Genomic DNA, 16,738 nt, shown 5'->3' with positions numbered 1-16,738 from the left:
AAGTCCAAGAAAGGCCGGTTCCAAGCATCGCTCCTCTGTCGGTTGCTAACTTTTTGAAAAAGTAAGTGGTTAGGTGTGTTTGAGTTGCTCAAATTTCAGAAAAAATTTCTTGACATAGTACGCTGAAGCACAAAAAAAAGGCTTTCCCTCCGTCATCGTCAGATGATTGGAAGGGAAGCCTATTTGGGTTAGCCGAGGCCGAGGTTACACCAGCCTGCCCGCCGCCGTCTCCTCCAACTCCCCGGCGGAGCCGCCGTCCGACGCCGCATCGCGCGCGCTTGTCACGATGCCGCTGCCGAGCTTGGAGGCGGCCCGCTCCCGCCCGCGGCGGAGCTTCCGGGACTCGTCCGCCCATCGAAGCAGCGTCTCCCGCGCCATAATCAGCATCCGGGGGTTCAACGATTCTCCGTGCTCCCGCACCCGCCGACTGCCGGACGGATGGACGACCCGGATCATGAACCGCAAGTACAGGTTCGTCGACCATGCGAACAGGCCCTTCGGCAGGTCGAACATCTCGAAGCCCAGACTCTCGCCGCCGCGATGAATCATCGAGACTCCGTAGAGCGCTTTAACCTCGCCGCCCCTCGGGACGACGGCCAGCTCCCTCGCCATGTCGGGCAGCACTTTCTCGATCTCGCGAATGATTCGAATGGCCAGCTGCAGCGGCGTCTTGGACCGGTGTCCGATCTCCACGAGCATGCGGTTCTCGAAATGGATCTCCATGATCCGATCCCCCGAATTCAACTCGCTGCCGCCATGAAGCTTGAGACGAGGTCCCGAATACTTGCGAATGCGGTAGTTGAAGAACCCGGTGTCGCCGACAGGACGAAGCCGGAACGCGACGTGAAACAGCTTCTCCCACAGCATCCATAGGCCGATGACCACCTTTTTGAACGGTCCGATTCTGGCCGCAGGCTCCGCGCCCGCCGTCTCACGGCCGGCTCTCGTCTTTTTCTTGGCTTTCTCCGTCACCGCGATCATCTCGTCGATACCGATAAACCGATAACCCCGCTTGCGGCCGTCGTTCAGAATTCTCTCCACGGCTGCGATCGTATTCTCCGGCGCGTCGCGATCCGCCCCGAACGTGCTCCCGCAATCATGCAGCAGAAACACCTCGCCGGGCTTGAGCTTTCTTTTCATGCGGCGGTAAAGCTTGTCCGGACCGATCCTTTTTTTCCAATCTCCGAACAAGGAAGTCCACAGCACGATCTGCAGGTGGCCCAGCCTGGCGTAATCGAATACGTTCACAATGCCCCACGGAGGCCGGTAGTACATCGGCTTTTTCCCCGTAATCCGTTCGATAATGTCGGACGTCTGGCGAATATGCCGCTTGACGGTGCTCGGACGCATGAACCAGTTCATATGATGGACGTAGTTATGAATGCCCAGAACGTGCCCTTCCTCATGAATTCTCGCCACCAGATCGGGATGCTTCTCCGCATTCTCCCCGACGACGAAGAAGGTTCCTTTCGCTCCGTGAGCTTTCAGGAGATCGAGAAGCTTGGGCGTATACTCCGGATCCGGCCCGTCGTCGAACGTAAGGGAAATCCCGTCCGCCGATTTTCCGTTCATGAACACTCTGTACCCGAAAATCCGACTGATCAAAGCCGGTAAAAAAGCGTAAAAAGTCAAAAAATAAAAACCGATCCATAGGATGAGTTCCATGCTTTCCCCACCATCTTGATTGCCATATTAGTTAAGCGCGCGGTTGTCGGCCTGCCTTTTATTTTAACATATGCTCCCGAAAAATAGGCATGCCGATATGCATCTTTTTTGCTATCATGTACTATAGCAATAGATCGGTTGGACAAGCAACTAACGAATCGGAAAAGGAAGGCTGACTAATGCTCACATTGTATCAAAAATATTGGAGAACCGCCTTCGACATTGGCGTTATCGCGCTTACCGTGTGGCTGACGATGTACGTATTCAGCTATTTGTACAATCTGGCCACGCCCGTGTTTCTCTCCTTCCTTATTTTCTGGATTATCGAACCGCTTGCCAGGCGGCTGAATCGCATCGGATTGCCCAAATCGATCGCCACCGGCATCAGCATTCTGTTTTTTACGCTGGTCATTCTGGCCGCTTTTTTCGGACTCGGCTATATTTTTACGATTCAGATCACGCAGCTTGCCGACGATCTGCCGAAATATCAAAATCTGCTGGAAAACCAGGTCAAATCGATCGCCGAGCGTCTGCAAAATCAGGCCGAGGCGCTGCCGCCGGACATCGCCCAGAAGCTGACCGAGGCGGCCGCTTACGTGACCGACCTCGGCGCGAACTGGGCCGGCCAGTTTCTGAAATGGCTCGTCGGCTTTCTGACTTCCTTCTCTTCGTTCATTTTGAACATTTCGATCGCGATCATCCTCGCTTATTTCCTCAGCCTGGAAATCGAGTCGTGGAAGAAGCTCGGAACCGACCGGGCGCCCAAAACGTTGAAAATCGCGTTCGAATTTTTGCGCAACAACGTGTTCAAGGGGATCGGCGCCTACTTGAAAGCGCAGGGCAAGCTGATCAGCATTACGTTTCTCGTGATTTTCGCCGCTCTGCTCGCTCTCGGCGTCAATAACGCTTTCTCGATCGCCTTGCTTGCGGGGATTTTGGACGTTCTCCCGCTGCTGGGGATCAATACGCTGTTCATCCCGTGGATCGTCTACCTGTTCATCGTCGGGGATCTGACGCTCGCCATCTGGCTGACGGCGCTGCTGCTCGTCGTCACGCTGACCCGGCAGTTTCTGGAGCCGAGAATTACCGGCCAGACCGTCGGCGTGTCCGCCTTCACGATGCTGGCGTTTATGATGGTTTCCTTGTCGCTGTTCGGCGTTGCCGGGTTGATTCTGGCCCCGATTCTGATGATTCTATTGAAAGCCTTGTACGACCAAGGCTATTTCCACAAGTGGATCCGGTTTCCGAATGACGAGTTTAACGTTCATCCGCTCGCTCCGCAGACGGCCGCTGCCGAAGCTCCAGATCGCGAATCCCGTCCATAATCCGGCCGAAGACGGCCGCCGCGCGGTTGCGCAGTCCTGCCGGCTGATCCTCGATCAGCACGGCGGCCGCGTACCGCGGCTGGCGGCCGACCGGCCCGTAGCCGACGAACCAATGGTCGTTGCGGCCTTGCCGCTTGCCGGCCAGCTCCGCCGTGCCCGATTTGCCCGCCAGCGGCCACCCGGCCTTGCGCAGCGCGCCGGCGGCCGTCCCCTCCCGCGCGACCGCCAGCATCCCCCTGCGCAGCGCGGCAGCCGTCTCCGGCTCGATCGCCCCATGCTTCGAGGGCGCCGGCTGTTCGTTCAGCACGGCCAGCAGCCCTCCGTCCGCATAGCGCACCTCTTTTACCAGGCGGGGGGCGAGAACGCGGCCGTCATTAACGATCGTCACCGCCAGATTGGCCGCTTGCAGCGGGGTAATTCTTACGTCCCGCTGGCCGATGCCGGACCCGGCCCTCGCTCCCCCGTCCTCGGCGATGCGCCTGCTCAAAAAAACGGCCCCTCTCTCTTCTTCCTCCAGCAGCCGAAGCGGCTTCCCGTCGACGAAGCGGTCGTCGTGCCAGCCGATGCGTCTGGCGAAGCCCATGCGTTCGGCCGTAATCTGCAGCCATGCCGGATCGAGACGTTCGGCCAGCGCCGCGAAAGCGACGTTGCACGATTGCGCATAGGCCTGCTCCAGCGTCAGACGGCCGTGGCCGCCCTCCTTCCAGCATTTCAATCCGTACTTTCCGTAGGCTCCGTCGCAGTAGAACGTTTCCTCCCAGCCCGTCTCTCCGGCCTCCAGCGCCGCCGCCAGCGTCACCGTCTTGAACACCGAGCCGGGCGGGACGGCGGTAATCGCATGGTTGCGCTCGTCGGTTCCGCTCGCCCCGACATGATAGGGATCGAGACGCGGCAGCGACACCATCGCCAGAATATCGGCGTTGGCGGCATCGAGCACGACGACCGCCCCCTTGCCGATGCCGGCTTCGCGCATCGTCCTCTCGGCGATGCGCTGAATGTCCAGGTCGATAGTCGTCGTGACCTGAAGCGGAAAGTGCGGGTTGTCCGATGCGTTCAGCCTTAAGCCAAGCCCCTGCAGCGGCCTTCTGGCCGCGTCCGTCACCTGCTTGACCGTCGTTGCGGTCCTCCCCTGGAGCAGCCGGTCCAGCGACTTCTCCAGGCCGATGCCCCCGATCTGCGCGGTCTCCTTCATCTGATGGCGCAAGATTCGATTTCCGTAGACGGCCTTCACGCGCTCCGGGTGCTGTGAAATATAACCGATCGCATGGAGAGGCGCGATGTCCGAAGGGTAGCGGTTCAGGTAGGGCAGCACGTCCACGCCGAGCAGGTTCGCCCGCTTGACCCGGACCGCCTGCTCCTTAGTCAGGTCGGCGGCCGTCGACGAGCCGGGCCGTCGCCAAACGTCCGGCTCCCGCAGCGCTCCCAGCCACTCCTGCAGCTCCGCCGCCTCGACATTCAGGCCGGCCGCCAGCTCGCGAACGGCGCGCTCCTCCCCTCTGGGCAGCCCGTTGGCGGGAAAGGCCGCCAAGGCGTTCACCGTTTGTCCGGTCAGCGGCCGCCCGCGCCGGTCGCGGAATTGTCCGCGGCCGCTGTCGAGCAGCAGCGCGTCGGAATGCTGCAGAACGGCAGCCGCGCTCAGCGATCCGCCCCCCTTCTTCTCGCCGCCTCCGATCTGCAGCCACGTCAGCCTCGCCCACACGATGCCGAACAAAGCCGCCATCAGCACCAGCGTTCGAAACGCCCTGACTCTGTAACCGCCCATGATCGTCGCCCCTTTCCTGTTCTCCTCCCTAGCATTTCCATATTGGAGTGAAAGCAAAAACGCCTTCGGCGTCCTCCAGACGCAAAATCGCGTTTTTGTCCGTCCTCAGGATCGGCGGGATCACGTTTATGCCGGCGGCGATTCAGATACGGAAACGAATTTTATACTGTCTGAATCCCAAAAAAAGAGGTCCCTCCGACTGCGGCCGGAAGAACCTCTTCATCCATAACGTTAAGCGACGGTAAACTTGCTCAGCGATTCGCGCAGCTTGCCGGATACGGCCTCCAGGCGGTTCGACAGCTGCACCAGCCCGTCGCTAATGCTCAGCTGCTCGTTGCTCAAGGAAGCGACCTCCTCGGACGTCGCGGACGCCTCTTCGGCCACGGCGCTGACGTTGCTCATCGCCATCGCCAGCGTCCCCTGCGCGTTCTCGAGCTGCCGGACGGAATCCGTAGCCGAGCTCAGCCTGCTAATAAATCCGCTCATATTGTCCTGCACCGTGACGAAGATCTGATTGGCTTCGCGCACCGAGTCGATCTGCTCTTGGAAAATCGGATACGCTTCGGACAATACGCTGACCGTTTCCTCGATTTCGCGGGATATCGTCTCCACGATATCTCCGACGACGCCGATTGATTCGCGGGACTGGTCGGCCAGCTTGCGAATTTCGTCGGCGACGACCATGAAGCCTTTGCCTGCCGCTCCGGCTCTCGCCGCTTCGATCGTCGCGTTCAGGGACAGAATGTTCGTCTGCTTCGTAATGTTGCCGAGAACGTCGAGAATTTTGCGAATCGAGCCGGTGCTCTCCTGCAGCTTGTCGACCTTCTCGACCATCGAGCGCGTCATCTCTTCTGTCTGACCGGTCTTCTGGATCAGGTTGTCCATATAAACCGAGCCGGTGCGTCCGGCTTCTTCCACCTCGTTCGCGGACTGGCCCATCTCCGTGTTGGAGTCGATGACCGTCTGCACCTGCGTGCCGATCTGAACGGTCAGATCGGAGCCCTTCTCCGCCTCTACCGCCAGATTCGTCGCGCCGCCCGCGATCTCCTCGGTCGCTACCGCGATTTCCTTCGCCGCGCCGGCCGTCTTGCGGGAGGCGTCCGACAGCGACGACGCCGTCTCCAGCACTTCCTGCGCAGACAGGTTCGTCTGACGAACAAGGTCGGTAATCTTCTCCATCATACTGTTAAAGCTGTCGGACACTTGGCCGATCTCGTCCTTGGAACGGATCGTGGAACGGACGGTCAGATTGCCCTGCTCACCCTGATTCATCAGCGTGCGCAGCTGAGCCAGCGGACGACCCACCGTCAGCATGACGATCATGCCGATACCGGCCGCGATCAAAGCGGCGATCAGGGACATCAGCCAGGTGAGATTGCTGATCGCTTTGGCGTCTTTGACAAGAGCCGACACCGGGATGTTGCCGATCAGCTTCCATCCGTTGTTCTCCAGCAGACCCGCAGACGACAGCACTTTCGTATCGTTAACCGTGATCGTAGCGGAAGATGCATCCTGACCCGGGAGCTCGTATTGATAAGCGGTGCCCATCTGCTCCGTCTCCGCCGCGTACACGATCGTATTGTCTTCCGCGACGATGAAGGCGGAGCTGCCTTCTCCGAAGTTGACCGACTTCATCTCGTCCTGGAGCGTCTTGATTTTGATCTCCATAATCATCAGATAAGGCTTGCCCTGGTTCAGAAGGCGGCCGAGCACGAAGGTCGGCGCGGAGCGGTTGTTGTCCAGTCCTTTGGCCAGCGTCGGGATCCAGACCGCTCTGCCGTTCGCCTCCGAGATCGTCTGGAGGAACTGCTGCTCGGCGACGCCTTCCCGGTTCAGCGAAGTGCCCGTAGAAATAAACTGTCCGCCTTCGTACATCGGAATCAAAGAAATCGATTCATAGCTCGTATCGGCCATCGCGACGCTGTTCATCTTCTCCGTCAGCTGCCGCGCCGTATCGAACGTCTCGTAATCGTCCTTCGAAACCGCAAGCGTTCCGAGAAGGTTGATGAACGAGGAATCGGTGATGAACTGCAGCGACTGGCGCTCGTAGCCCTGCAGCATCAGGGCGATCTTGCCGGCCGTCTGAACGGCGGTCTGACTGCTCGAATCGGCCACCTTCTGCTGAATGATGGAGCTGGACTTGGAGTAGGAAAACCATCCCAGAATCAATACGCACGCCAGAATGCTGCAGAATATGAGCAGAAAGAGCTTCATTCCTACGGAGCGTATCGGGTTCTCGAATCTGGACTCCTTGAACTGTCCGCCCACGCGCTTGGATAATCCGCCTACCGATTGGGAAGCTTTCTTCCAATTTACCGATCCTAATTTTTCACGCCACGATTGTTTCATCTGCTATTACCCTCCAACTATGTAGTGACGACTATGTAGTGACGACGATCTGGCGGCATCAGAAAATAGACCTGCCTTTTGAACCACGCAACAAGGTAATTATCGGCCGTCCGGGCGGTCAAGTTTACCTTTAGGTGAACAAATTCGACAAGTCTATTTCTTTTTCCTCTTTATTCCTCCGGTATTTCCCAAAAAATATTTGCGCCCAATTGAGGCTATAGTCTCTTGCGCATCAGATCCATAGGCTGAACGGGCTGGGCGGTTCGAATTCGAACGGCCTGCAGCGGATGTCGGGCGACCGCCAGGCCGCGCCCCTCCTCGTCGGCAAGCTCGTCCAGACGCTGAACGAAGCTCCGGCCTCCCGGACCGAAAAATTCAACCTCCATCCCGGGCCGGAACGGACTGCGCTGCTGAACGGTGGCGACGCCCGAGGCTTCGTCATAGCCGGTCACGACTGCCGCGAAATCGTACGGAGCCGGCTTCTCCTCCGGCTCGTAGATGTGCTCCTCCGCGCCGGGCGTCGTGTAGAAAAATCCGGTATTCAGCGGACGATTCGCCGCCTTGCCGATCTCGTCGACCCACTCGGCCCTCAGCTCGTAGCGCTCGGGGTCGGCCATATACGCGTCGATCGCCTGACGGTAAGCGTTGACGACCGATGCGACATAATGGAGACTTTTCATGCGGCCTTCGATCTTAAAGCTGTCGACGCCCGCATCGATCAAATCGGGAATATGCTTGATCATGCACAGATCTTTGGAGCCCATCGTGAACAGATTCTCTCCCGGCTTCGCGACGGACTGCTCGTCGGCGTGAAGATCGTACTTCCAGCGGCACGACTGGCAGCAGCCTCCCCGATTCGAATCCCGGTCGGTAAAATGGTTGGACAGCACGCAGCGGCCGGATACGGAAGAGCACATCGCTCCGTGAATAAACACTTCGAGCTCGATGTCGACCCGGGCTTTCATCTCCGCGATCTCCTCCATCGTCGTCTCCCTGGCCAGCACGACGCGCGGCAGCCCTTCCTCCTTCCAGAACTGCACCGCCTGCCAGTTCATCGTCGACTGCTGCGTGCTCAGATGAACCTCCAGTCCGGGGGCAACCTTCTGAGCGGTCTCCACGATGGCGGGATCCGCGGCGATTATGGCGGCGATGCCGACGCTCTCCAGCTGCCGCAAATAGTCGGCCACGCCGTCCAAATCCTCCTGATGAGCGTAAATATTCGTCGCCACGAATACTTTAGCCCCATAGCGGGCGGCGAACTCCACGCCTTCCCGCATCTCCTCGAGGCTAAAGTTGTCGGCATTGGACCTCAGGCCGTATTTTCGCCCGCCGATGTAGACGGCATCGGCTCCGTAATGAACGGCGAATTTCAATTTCTCCAGGCTGCCGGCCGGGGCAAGCAATTCCGGCTTGTCCAGGCGCGTCCTTCTGCCTGCGTATTTGGGCTTATCCCGAACTGCGGCTTGAACCATCCTTCTCCCTCCTCGTCTCGTTCGGTTTAATAGACCTGCTCCTTGTACAAAAATCCGAAGCCCAGCTCCCGGTCCGGGTTCTGCAGCCGACGAATGCGCTCCAGGGCCTGCTCGTCGAACGCGTAAGCGTCGGGAGCTTCCCGCCAGCGGTCCAGCGCCTCTCGGTAGCCGCGGAGCACGGTCTCGTTATATTCGTCGGTCTGGAGCAGCGGCTCGATATAGAAGCTGTCGACGCCCGCACGGATCAGCTCGGGGAGCGCTTCGAGCAGGCAGATGTCGTCGGGGCTCATGACATGGGTTCCGTTGGCGTCCTCGTACACCGGGAACTTCTCGTCCGGGCGCTCCGCCTCGACGAGGAACAGCCCTCTGTCCGGTCCTCTGCGTATCAGCGTCGCCTCGCGGCCGAGATGCTGCATGTAGCTTTCTAACAAGTTGCGGTGGGAATGATAAATGTTCGTCATCCCGTGAACCTGAACCTGGATCTCCATCCCCGCCTTTGCCTTCAGATCGGCGATCTCCTCCTCGTTCAGCTCCCGGGCGATCACGGCCCGAGCCGCCCCGCGTCTCCCCCAGTAGGAGGCGGACGACGAATTCGTCCCGGTCATCTCGGCATTCCAGAACAAGGTCAGATCGGGAGCGTGCTCCCGAACGTTCATCCACACGGCCGGGTCGCCGAAGACGACGGCGTCGGCTTCCGCCGCGCGCACCGCGCGCAAGTAATCGGGCAGCCCTTCCAGCTCGTGGTTGCGGAACAGCTTGTTCATGTTAACGTACAGTTTCGCGCCGAGCTTATGAGCCGTCTCTGCGGCCTCTTTCAGCGCGTCCTGTCCGATATCGGCCGGCTGCCTCATCCCGAACCGGGCTTCGCCGATCAGAACGGCCGAAGCTCCGGCCCGAATATAACGTTCCATCTGCGCCATAGAGCCGGCGGATATGAGCAGCTCGGGAATCGTTGTCGTCATCGTATGGCACCTCCGGGAAATCTTCGACCCGGCCAGCGGCCCCTGTACATCGCGCGGATGCGTAGGAACGGCTGGCCGGGTCGGCGCGCATTCGCAGGAATGCGGATTATGGATTGACGTTCTGCTCGCTCAGCCGGATGTTCTTCTGATGCTGCGCGTAGGTCTCCGCGAAGAGGTGGGTATTCGTTCCGTCCTTCTTCGTCACGTAATACAAGTAATCGGTCTGATCCGGATAAAGCGCAGCTTCGATCGACTTCAGGCTCGGAGTCGCGATCGGCCCCGGAGGAAGCCCGCCGTTCAAATACGTGTTATAGGGACTGTCTACCTTCAAGTCCGCCTCGAGCAGTCTCTCTTTTTGCTTGTCGAGCAAATACTGGATCGTCGCGTCGATCTGCAGCGGCATCTTCTTCGTGAGCCGGTTCTGAATGACGCCCGCCACGATCGGTCTCTCTTCGTCGACCATGACTTCGCGCTCCACCAGCGAAGCGATCGTCAGCAGCTGGTGCACGGTCAAGCCGCGATCCTCCATGACGCTCAGCCAATCCTCGGGCAGCTGGTCGAGCTTGCGGTCCAGCTCGGCAAGCATGCGGTTGATGATCTCGATCTCCGTGCTGCCCGCCTTCATCTCGTAAGTTTCCGGGAACAGATACCCTTCCAGCGGATACCGGAGATCGCTGTCCAGCGGCAGCCCCTTCGTCCAGATCGACCCGGTCCACAGCTCCGGATTGCTTGCCGCCTCCAGGAACTTGTTTTTGTCGATGCCGTTTCTCTCCGCAAGCCGCTCGGCGATCTGCGTCACGGTAAAGCCTTCGGGAATCGTGAACTTCATCGTCTCTGCGGCGACCGTATCTCCCGCGTTCAGCTTGGCCACGATTTCCTCGCGGGTCATGCCTGGCGTCAGCTCGTACTCGCCCGCCTGAAACCGGGAGCCTTCTCCTTCGATCTTCAACCAGGTGCTGAATAGAAAAGCGTTACGTATAAGTCCCTGCTCCTCCAGCAATTCGGCCACTTTCTGCGCGCGCATACCGGACGTGACTGTGAACTTCACCGGCGCCGATTGCGCCGGAGCCGGCCTCAGGCCGTTCCAGATGTAAAACAAGGTGCCGCCCGCCACCGATAGCACAAGGCTCAACGCGATCAGGAAAGACCAGAGCACCACTCTCGGCTTGCGGCGGCGCTCCGCCGGCACCGACGTCGTCCTCGCCTCCGGCTCTTGCCGGGGAGGCAAATCACGACCGGCCGCGGAGCGATCCGACGCCGGGCTCCAGCCCGGATCTTCGGAACGCGAAGAGGCCGAACGGGACAGCGAAGGCAGCCGCCCCGTCTCCGCCGCCGCAGCGGTCTCCCTTCTGTCCGCCGGTCTGTGGATCCGTTCCTTGTTCTTGTCGTCGTATATGGATCTCCATCCCGTTGTCGATTCATCGTCTCTATTCAAGCTTCTTCCCCTCCAGCAAAACCTGTCGTCACCATGCAAAAACGCTCTCGGCGTCCTCTAGACGCAGAATCGCGTTTTTGTCGGAGGTGATTCAGATAGGGATAGCGAATTTTTTCTGAATCACCAAGCATAAACGGCTTACGCCGTCCTTAGGATCGGCGGGATAACGTTTATGTCGGAGGTGATTCAGATCAGGATAGCGCATTTTATCCTTTCTGAATCACCGAGAAAAAGAGCGGTCGCCCGCTCTTAATCGATGGACCTAAGGCTGTTCGTCGCTGCCGAACTGCAGGTCGTCGAACGCTTCGGCGACTTGCTCCCATTCGTCCTCGTCCGCGACGGACTCGAGCTGCTCTTCGCCGTCGGGAGCGGCGACGATGCGAAACACCTCGATCTCGTCGTCCCGCTCCAGCTCCTCCGTCTGCAGCACCGCGTAGCGGCGGCCGCCGACGGCCAGCTCGGCCGCGAGGCGATAGACCCGTTCTTCCCCGTCTTCGGACAGCAGGCCGACGCGGTCTCCGTAACGGCGACGCAGCCCTTCCTGAGAAGAGCCGGCGCTGCGAATGTCAGTCATTGGCTTCCCCGAACTCCCCGATCAGCGTATTAAACGTCTCCTCGACCATGTCCCATTCCGCCGGGTCCTCGATCGGGTACAGCTTGATCTCCCCGGTGTCGTCCTCGTCGTAGCGGAACGCGAACACTTCCTGCTCTTCTCCTTCGTCCTCTTCGGCCGGCACGACCATCATATATTTCCGGTCGGTGCCGTCGTCCAGTTCGAAGCGCATTACGACCTCGAACGGCTCGTCGTTGCCTTCGTCGTCCGTAATGTAGATCAATTCGGCTTCTTCTTCGTTAGAATTCATATCCGTCATTGGCGGTCCCTCGCTTCGATACCGAATCAAGATAGCTTTGCAGCAGGATTGCCGCGGCCATCTTGTCGATGACTTGTTTGCGTTTGCTTCTGCTTACGTCCGCTTCAAGCAGCGTTCGCTCCGCGGATACCGTGGTGAGCCTTTCATCCCACAGATGCACCGGCAAATCTAGGGTTTGCCGAAGACGTTCCGCGAATGCCATGCAATTTTCCCCACTTGGCCCTATCGTGCCGTTCATGTTCTTCGGCAAGCCGACGACGATCGTTCCGACTTCATACTGCCCGACCAGCTCCTCGATACGCGCCTCCGGATCGGCGACCGCTTTCCGGTCGATCACTTCCAGCCCCTGCGCGGTCCAGCCGAACAGATCGCTCATCGCCACGCCGATCCGTCTCTCGCCGAAGTCCAGTCCCATAATCCGCATCGTCAACGGTTTTGCTGAAGATAGAAGCGAACGAGCTCTTCGATCAACTCGTCGCGCTCCTTCTTGCGGATCAGGCTGCGCGCGTTGTTGTGCCTCGGGATAAAGGCGGGATCGCCGGACAGCAGATAACCGACGATCTGGTTGATCGGATTGTACTCTTTCTCTACCAGCGCGTCGTGCACCGTGAATAGAATGTCGCGGGACGAAACTTCGTGAGGGTCGGCGACGACATCGAACTTGACGGTTTGGTCGAAATGGTTTTTATCCGACGTGCTCATCTCCAGCACCTCGCTTTCAATAACTACTCCAAGAACCTACTCTCATCATAACACAATCCGCGTTCGACAGGAAATTAGTGGCTAGGAAATCTGGGACTTCACGAGCGATTCTGCCGCTTGCAGCGCCTCGGACAGCTTGGAAGGCTCCTTGCCTCCGGCCTGGGCCAGCTCCGGCTTGCCTCCGCCCCCGCCGCCGCAGATCGCCGAAATCTCCTTGATCAGCTTGCCGGCGTGCAGCCCGCGCTTGACCAGATCGGCCGTCACCGCCGCGACCAGATGGACCTTCTCGCCTTCCACAGCCCCGAGCACGAGCACCGCCGAGCCCAGCTTCAGCTTCAGCTCGTCGGCAACTCCGCGCAAGGCGTCCATGCCGGGCGCGTTCACCTGGGCGGCCAGCAGCGTCACTTCGCCCACCTTCTTGGCCGAGGAGACGAGCTCCGCCGCCTCCAGGCGGCTAAGCTTGCCCTGCAGCGATTCGTTGTCCCGCTGCGTCTGGCGCAGCTCTCCCTGCAGCGCCTCGATCCGCTTCGGCACGTCGGCGACGCTGCTTCTCAGCAGGGCGGCCGCATCTTTCAACAGCGTCAGCTGATCGTCGAGGTAGCGGTACGCATGGCGTCCTGTCACCGCCTCGATCCGGCGCACGCCGGAGCCGATGCCGCCCTCGCTGACGAGCTTGAACAGGCCGATCTGCGACGTATTGCCGACGTGGCAGCCGCCGCACAGCTCCAGGCTGTAGTCGCCGACGCGGACGACGCGCACGATGTCGCCGTATTTCTCGCCGAACAGCGCCATCGCCCCCAACGCCTTCGCTTCCGCGATCGGCTTCAGGCTGATGTCCAGCTCCGTGCCGAGCCAGATTTGCTCGTTCACTCTGCGCTCGATTTCGGCCAGCTCCTCGGGGGATACCGCGCCGAAATGCGAGAAGTCGAAGCGAAGCCGCTCGGGCTCGACCAGGGAGCCCGCCTGGTTGACGTGATCGCCCAACACATCCTTCAACGCTCGGTGAAGCAGATGGGTCGCCGTATGGTTGCGGATCGTATCTCCGCGTTCGGACGCGTTGACCGACGCCGTAAGCGTATCGCCCGCCTTCAGAAACCCTCCGGTCACGACGACTTGATGGACCGGCTGTCCGTGCGGCGCTTTGCTCAAGCCGACAACTTCGGCGCTGACGCCGCTTCCGGACAGCGTTCCCCGGTCGCTCACCTGGCCGCCGCTTTCGGCATAGAACGGCGTGCGATCGAGCACGACGAGCACCTTCTGGTCGACTCCGGCGACATCGACGAATTCGCCCTCCGCCACGATCGCCTGCACGCGAGCTTCCGCGGTCAGCCGGTCGTAGCCGATGAAGTCGCTCTTGTCGGTATAATCGGCCAGCGGTCCGCCCTGCACCTTCATGCTGTCGGTTTCCTGCCGGGCGGCGCGGGCGCGGTCTCTCTGCTCCTGCATCGCCTGGTCGAAGCCGTCGCGGTCTACGGTCATGCCCTGCTCGGCCGCATAGTCCTCCGTCAGGTCGAGCGGGAACCCGTACGTATCGTACAGCTTAAACGCGTCCGGGCCGGTAATCTCGGAACGGCCTTCGGCGCGCGCCTTGGCGCACAGATCGGCCAGAATCGCCAGGCCGTCGGACAGCGTCTCGTGGAACCGCTCCTCCTCGGTGCGGATCACCTTCTCGATAAACTCGCGCTTTTCCACCACTTCCGGATAATAAACGCCCATAATCTCGCCTACGGTCGGCGTCAGCTCCCACAGGAACGGACGGTCGATGCCGAGCACCTTGCCGTAGCGGACGGCGCGGCGGAGCAGACGGCGGATAATGTAGCCCCGGCCTTCGTTGGACGGCAGCACGCCGTCTCCTACGGAGAAGGCGACGGTGCGAATATGGTCGGCGATCACCTTCAGCGCGACGTCGTGCTCCTCGCTCGTCTTGTACTTCACGCCCGCAATCGCGCTCGCGCGTTCGATAATCGGCTGGAACAAGTCGGTATCGAAGTTCGAATCCACGTCCTGAAGAATGGAGGCGAAGCGCTCGAGTCCTGCGCCGGTATCGATATTCTTGTTCGGCAGCGGAGTGTAGCTGCCGTCCTTGTTATGGTTGAACTGCGAGAATACGAGGTTCCACACCTCGAGGAAGCGCTCGTTCTCGCCCCCGGGGGTGCACTCCGGATCGGACAGATCCCCGTACTTGTCGCCGCGGTCGTAGAAAATTTCCGTACATGGACCGCAGGGGCCTTCCCCGATGTCCCAGAAATTGTCCTCGAGCTTCACGATCCGTTCCGCAGGGATGCCGATCTTCTCGTGCCAATAGCGGTAAGCCTCCTCGTCCTCCGGATAGACGGTGACGGAAAGCTTCTCCGGATCGAATCCGATCCACTCCGGGCTCGTCAGAAATTCCCACGCCCAGGTGATCGCCTCCTCCTTGAAGTAGTCGCCGATAGAGAAATTGCCGAGCATCTCGAAAAAAGTATGGTGTCTGCGCGTCTTGCCGACGTTCTCGATATCGTTCGTGCGAATGCATTTCTGCGAATTGGCGATCCGGGGATTGTCCGGAATGACCCGCCCGTCGAAATAGGCCTTGAGCGGCGCCATGCCGGCGTTGATCCAGAGCAGGGACGGATCGTTGTGCGGGACGAGCGGGGAGCTCGGTTCGATTTTGTGGCCTTTGCTTTCGAAGAAGGCCAGCCATTTGCTGCGAATTTCTGCTGCTTTCATCGGTTTCATCTACGGAATCCTCCTCGACTGTCTCGAAAAAAATAAAAAAACGCCCCCAAAATCAGGGACGAATAGCTTCGCGGTACCACCCTGGTTATCGCCTCCGCGGAAGCGATCTCCTCTGACGGGATAACGGCCCGTGCCGGCGGATTTGCATCCGCGCTCCGAAGCGAGCTTCCCGCGCCCTTCGCAACGAAGATTCTTCCAGCCATGCCGGTCTGCCGTCGGCGATATCCGACGTCCGGGCAAGGAATCCTCTCTCTGGCGATGCGGACTGCGAAGTACTTATGCTTCGTCAACGCATTACGTCATATGGGGTTATGCCTCATAAAATTATAGACAACGCCGTTCGGCGCTGTCAAACGGTTTTTCGATGGATGTAGTAAGCCGACACGTGCTGCACGACCACTTTCATCGCGGCATAGAACGGCACGGCCAGAATCATCCCCACGATGCCCGCCAATTCCCCGCCGACAAGCAGAACGAGAATGATGGTCAGAGGATGCATTCTCATCGTTTTGCCGACGACCTGCGGGCTGATGACGTTGCTCTCGAGGTTCTGGCAGATCAGGTTGACGATGACGACCATCAGCACCATTTTCCAGGAGATCGTCGTCGCCATAATGAGCGCCGGCAGCGCTCCGAAGAACGGACCGAGGTAGGGGATAATGTCGAACAGCGAGACGAATCCGGCCATCAGCAGCGGATATGGCATGCCGATCATCAAATAGCCGACGTAGGCGAGCGCTCCGACGCAAAAAGACACGATCAGCTGCCCGCGAATGTAGCTGCCCAATGCGGCGTCGATATCCTTCAGCAGCCGAACGGCATGCTTGCGCCTGGCCCTGGGCACATACTGCAAAGCCGCGCGCTCGAATACGTCGAGATCCTTCATCATATAAAACGCGAGAAACGGCACGATCATGACGATAAACAGCACGTTGACGACGGAATCGATATTGTTGAGGAAATTCGCGATCCACTGCTCGATCCGTTTTTCCAGCGTGCCGATCGACCGATTGATCCCGTCTCTGACCGCCTCCGGCAGCACGTTGTTGTTGTTGAAATGATCGACCAGCCCCTGCGCCCTCATCGTCAGCTCGGGCATATGCTCGTTTAATTCCTCCGCCTGCTTCATGAACATCGGAATAACGTTCATCAGAATGACTACCGACGCCGAGAGGAAAACGGCATAGATGAGCAGCACGGCGGCCGTCCGCGGCACTTTGCGGTCGTGCAGCATATTGACGATCGGATTTAACGTGTAGGAGATGATCATCGCGACGAGAAATGGAGCCAGCACCGCCTTGAGAAAGCCGTAGACGGACATCAGCATCGGACGAACAAGCACGATCAGGAACAAGACGACAAGCAGGAGGATCGTGTACACGAGCGCGCGAAACAAGCGGCTCTTCGCGAACGTCTCCATCTCTCCCATCCCCTTTCCGCGGCCGCACATTCCTTTTCAGTATATGTACTTGTCCT

At 59.5% G+C, this 16,738-nt stretch carries 13 protein-coding genes; 1 reads left to right on the top strand and 12 read right to left on the bottom strand.

Annotated elements, in window-relative coordinates; all coding sequences use genetic code 11:
- Positions 1 to 204: 204 nt before the first annotated feature.
- Complete coding sequence (locus ACFO3S_RS17780; RefSeq protein ID WP_378098897.1) at positions 205 to 1,665, bottom strand: polysaccharide deacetylase family protein; 1,461 nt, start codon at positions 1,663 to 1,665, stop codon at positions 205 to 207.
- Between the two features lie 179 nt (positions 1,666 to 1,844).
- Between ACFO3S_RS17780 and ACFO3S_RS17775 the strand changes: the two genes are divergently transcribed.
- On the top strand, positions 1,845 to 2,990 hold the full coding sequence (locus ACFO3S_RS17775) for an AI-2E family transporter (RefSeq protein WP_378098895.1): 1,146 nt from the start codon (positions 1,845 to 1,847) through the stop codon (positions 2,988 to 2,990).
- Here the strand turns inward: ACFO3S_RS17775 and ACFO3S_RS17770 are convergent.
- The 11 genes from ACFO3S_RS17770 to ACFO3S_RS17720 form a co-directional block, all read right to left on the bottom strand.
- A complete protein-coding gene (locus ACFO3S_RS17770; protein ID WP_378098894.1) occupies positions 2,923 to 4,752 on the bottom strand; it encodes a peptidoglycan D,D-transpeptidase FtsI family protein in 1,830 nt (609 codons plus the stop codon). The two genes, ACFO3S_RS17775 and ACFO3S_RS17770, sit on opposite strands and share 68 nt — an antisense overlap.
- 231 nt (positions 4,753 to 4,983) lie before the next feature.
- Positions 4,984 to 7,101: a methyl-accepting chemotaxis protein gene (locus ACFO3S_RS17765; protein WP_378098892.1), complete on the bottom strand. Its 2,118-nt coding sequence runs from the start codon at positions 7,099 to 7,101 to the stop codon at positions 4,984 to 4,986.
- A 215-nt stretch (positions 7,102 to 7,316) separates the two neighbouring features.
- Positions 7,317 to 8,573 (bottom strand): peptidase U32 family protein, encoded by a 1,257-nt coding sequence (locus tag ACFO3S_RS17760; RefSeq protein WP_378098890.1) that lies wholly within the window; start codon positions 8,571 to 8,573, stop codon positions 7,317 to 7,319.
- Between the two features lie 26 nt (positions 8,574 to 8,599).
- Positions 8,600 to 9,535, bottom strand: coding sequence for a peptidase U32 family protein (locus ACFO3S_RS17755; RefSeq protein ID WP_378098888.1), 936 nt, complete (start codon positions 9,533 to 9,535; stop codon positions 8,600 to 8,602).
- 106 nt (positions 9,536 to 9,641) lie between these two features.
- The gene (gene mltG, locus ACFO3S_RS17750; RefSeq protein ID WP_378098886.1) at positions 9,642 to 10,970 is read right to left on the bottom strand and encodes an endolytic transglycosylase MltG; all 1,329 of its coding nucleotides are present in this window, start codon (positions 10,968 to 10,970) and stop codon (positions 9,642 to 9,644) included.
- A gap of 262 nt (positions 10,971 to 11,232) precedes the next feature.
- Positions 11,233 to 11,544 (bottom strand): DUF1292 domain-containing protein, encoded by a 312-nt coding sequence (locus ACFO3S_RS17745; RefSeq protein WP_378098884.1) that lies wholly within the window; start codon positions 11,542 to 11,544, stop codon positions 11,233 to 11,235.
- Positions 11,537 to 11,842 carry a DUF1292 domain-containing protein gene (locus ACFO3S_RS17740; protein WP_378098882.1) on the bottom strand — a complete coding sequence of 102 codons (306 nt, stop codon included), beginning with the start codon at positions 11,840 to 11,842 and terminating at the stop codon, positions 11,537 to 11,539. The genes ACFO3S_RS17745 and ACFO3S_RS17740 overlap by 8 nt, the downstream gene beginning before the upstream one ends.
- Positions 11,823 to 12,266 (bottom strand): Holliday junction resolvase RuvX, encoded by a 444-nt coding sequence (ruvX, locus tag ACFO3S_RS17735; protein ID WP_378098880.1) that lies wholly within the window; start codon positions 12,264 to 12,266, stop codon positions 11,823 to 11,825. The genes ACFO3S_RS17740 and ruvX overlap by 20 nt, the downstream gene beginning before the upstream one ends.
- A 2-nt stretch (positions 12,267 to 12,268) precedes the next feature.
- Positions 12,269 to 12,544, bottom strand: a complete 276-nt coding sequence (locus tag ACFO3S_RS17730; RefSeq protein ID WP_378098878.1) for an IreB family regulatory phosphoprotein — start codon at positions 12,542 to 12,544, stop codon at positions 12,269 to 12,271.
- Between the two features lie 81 nt (positions 12,545 to 12,625).
- The gene (alaS, locus tag ACFO3S_RS17725) at positions 12,626 to 15,253 is read right to left on the bottom strand and encodes an alanine--tRNA ligase (RefSeq protein WP_378098905.1); all 2,628 of its coding nucleotides are present in this window, start codon (positions 15,251 to 15,253) and stop codon (positions 12,626 to 12,628) included.
- Between the two features lie 358 nt (positions 15,254 to 15,611).
- Entirely contained in the window at positions 15,612 to 16,682 is a 1,071-nt protein-coding gene (locus ACFO3S_RS17720; RefSeq protein ID WP_378098876.1) for an AI-2E family transporter, read from the bottom strand.
- Positions 16,683 to 16,738: the final 56 nt, after the last annotated feature.

The sequence above is a fragment of the Cohnella hongkongensis genome, assembly GCF_042654645.1.
Lineage (GTDB): Bacteria > Bacillota > Bacilli > Paenibacillales > Paenibacillaceae > Cohnella > Cohnella hongkongensis.
Note: the sequence above shows the minus strand (reverse complement) of the source record. Positions and strands in the feature narration are given on the sequence as shown.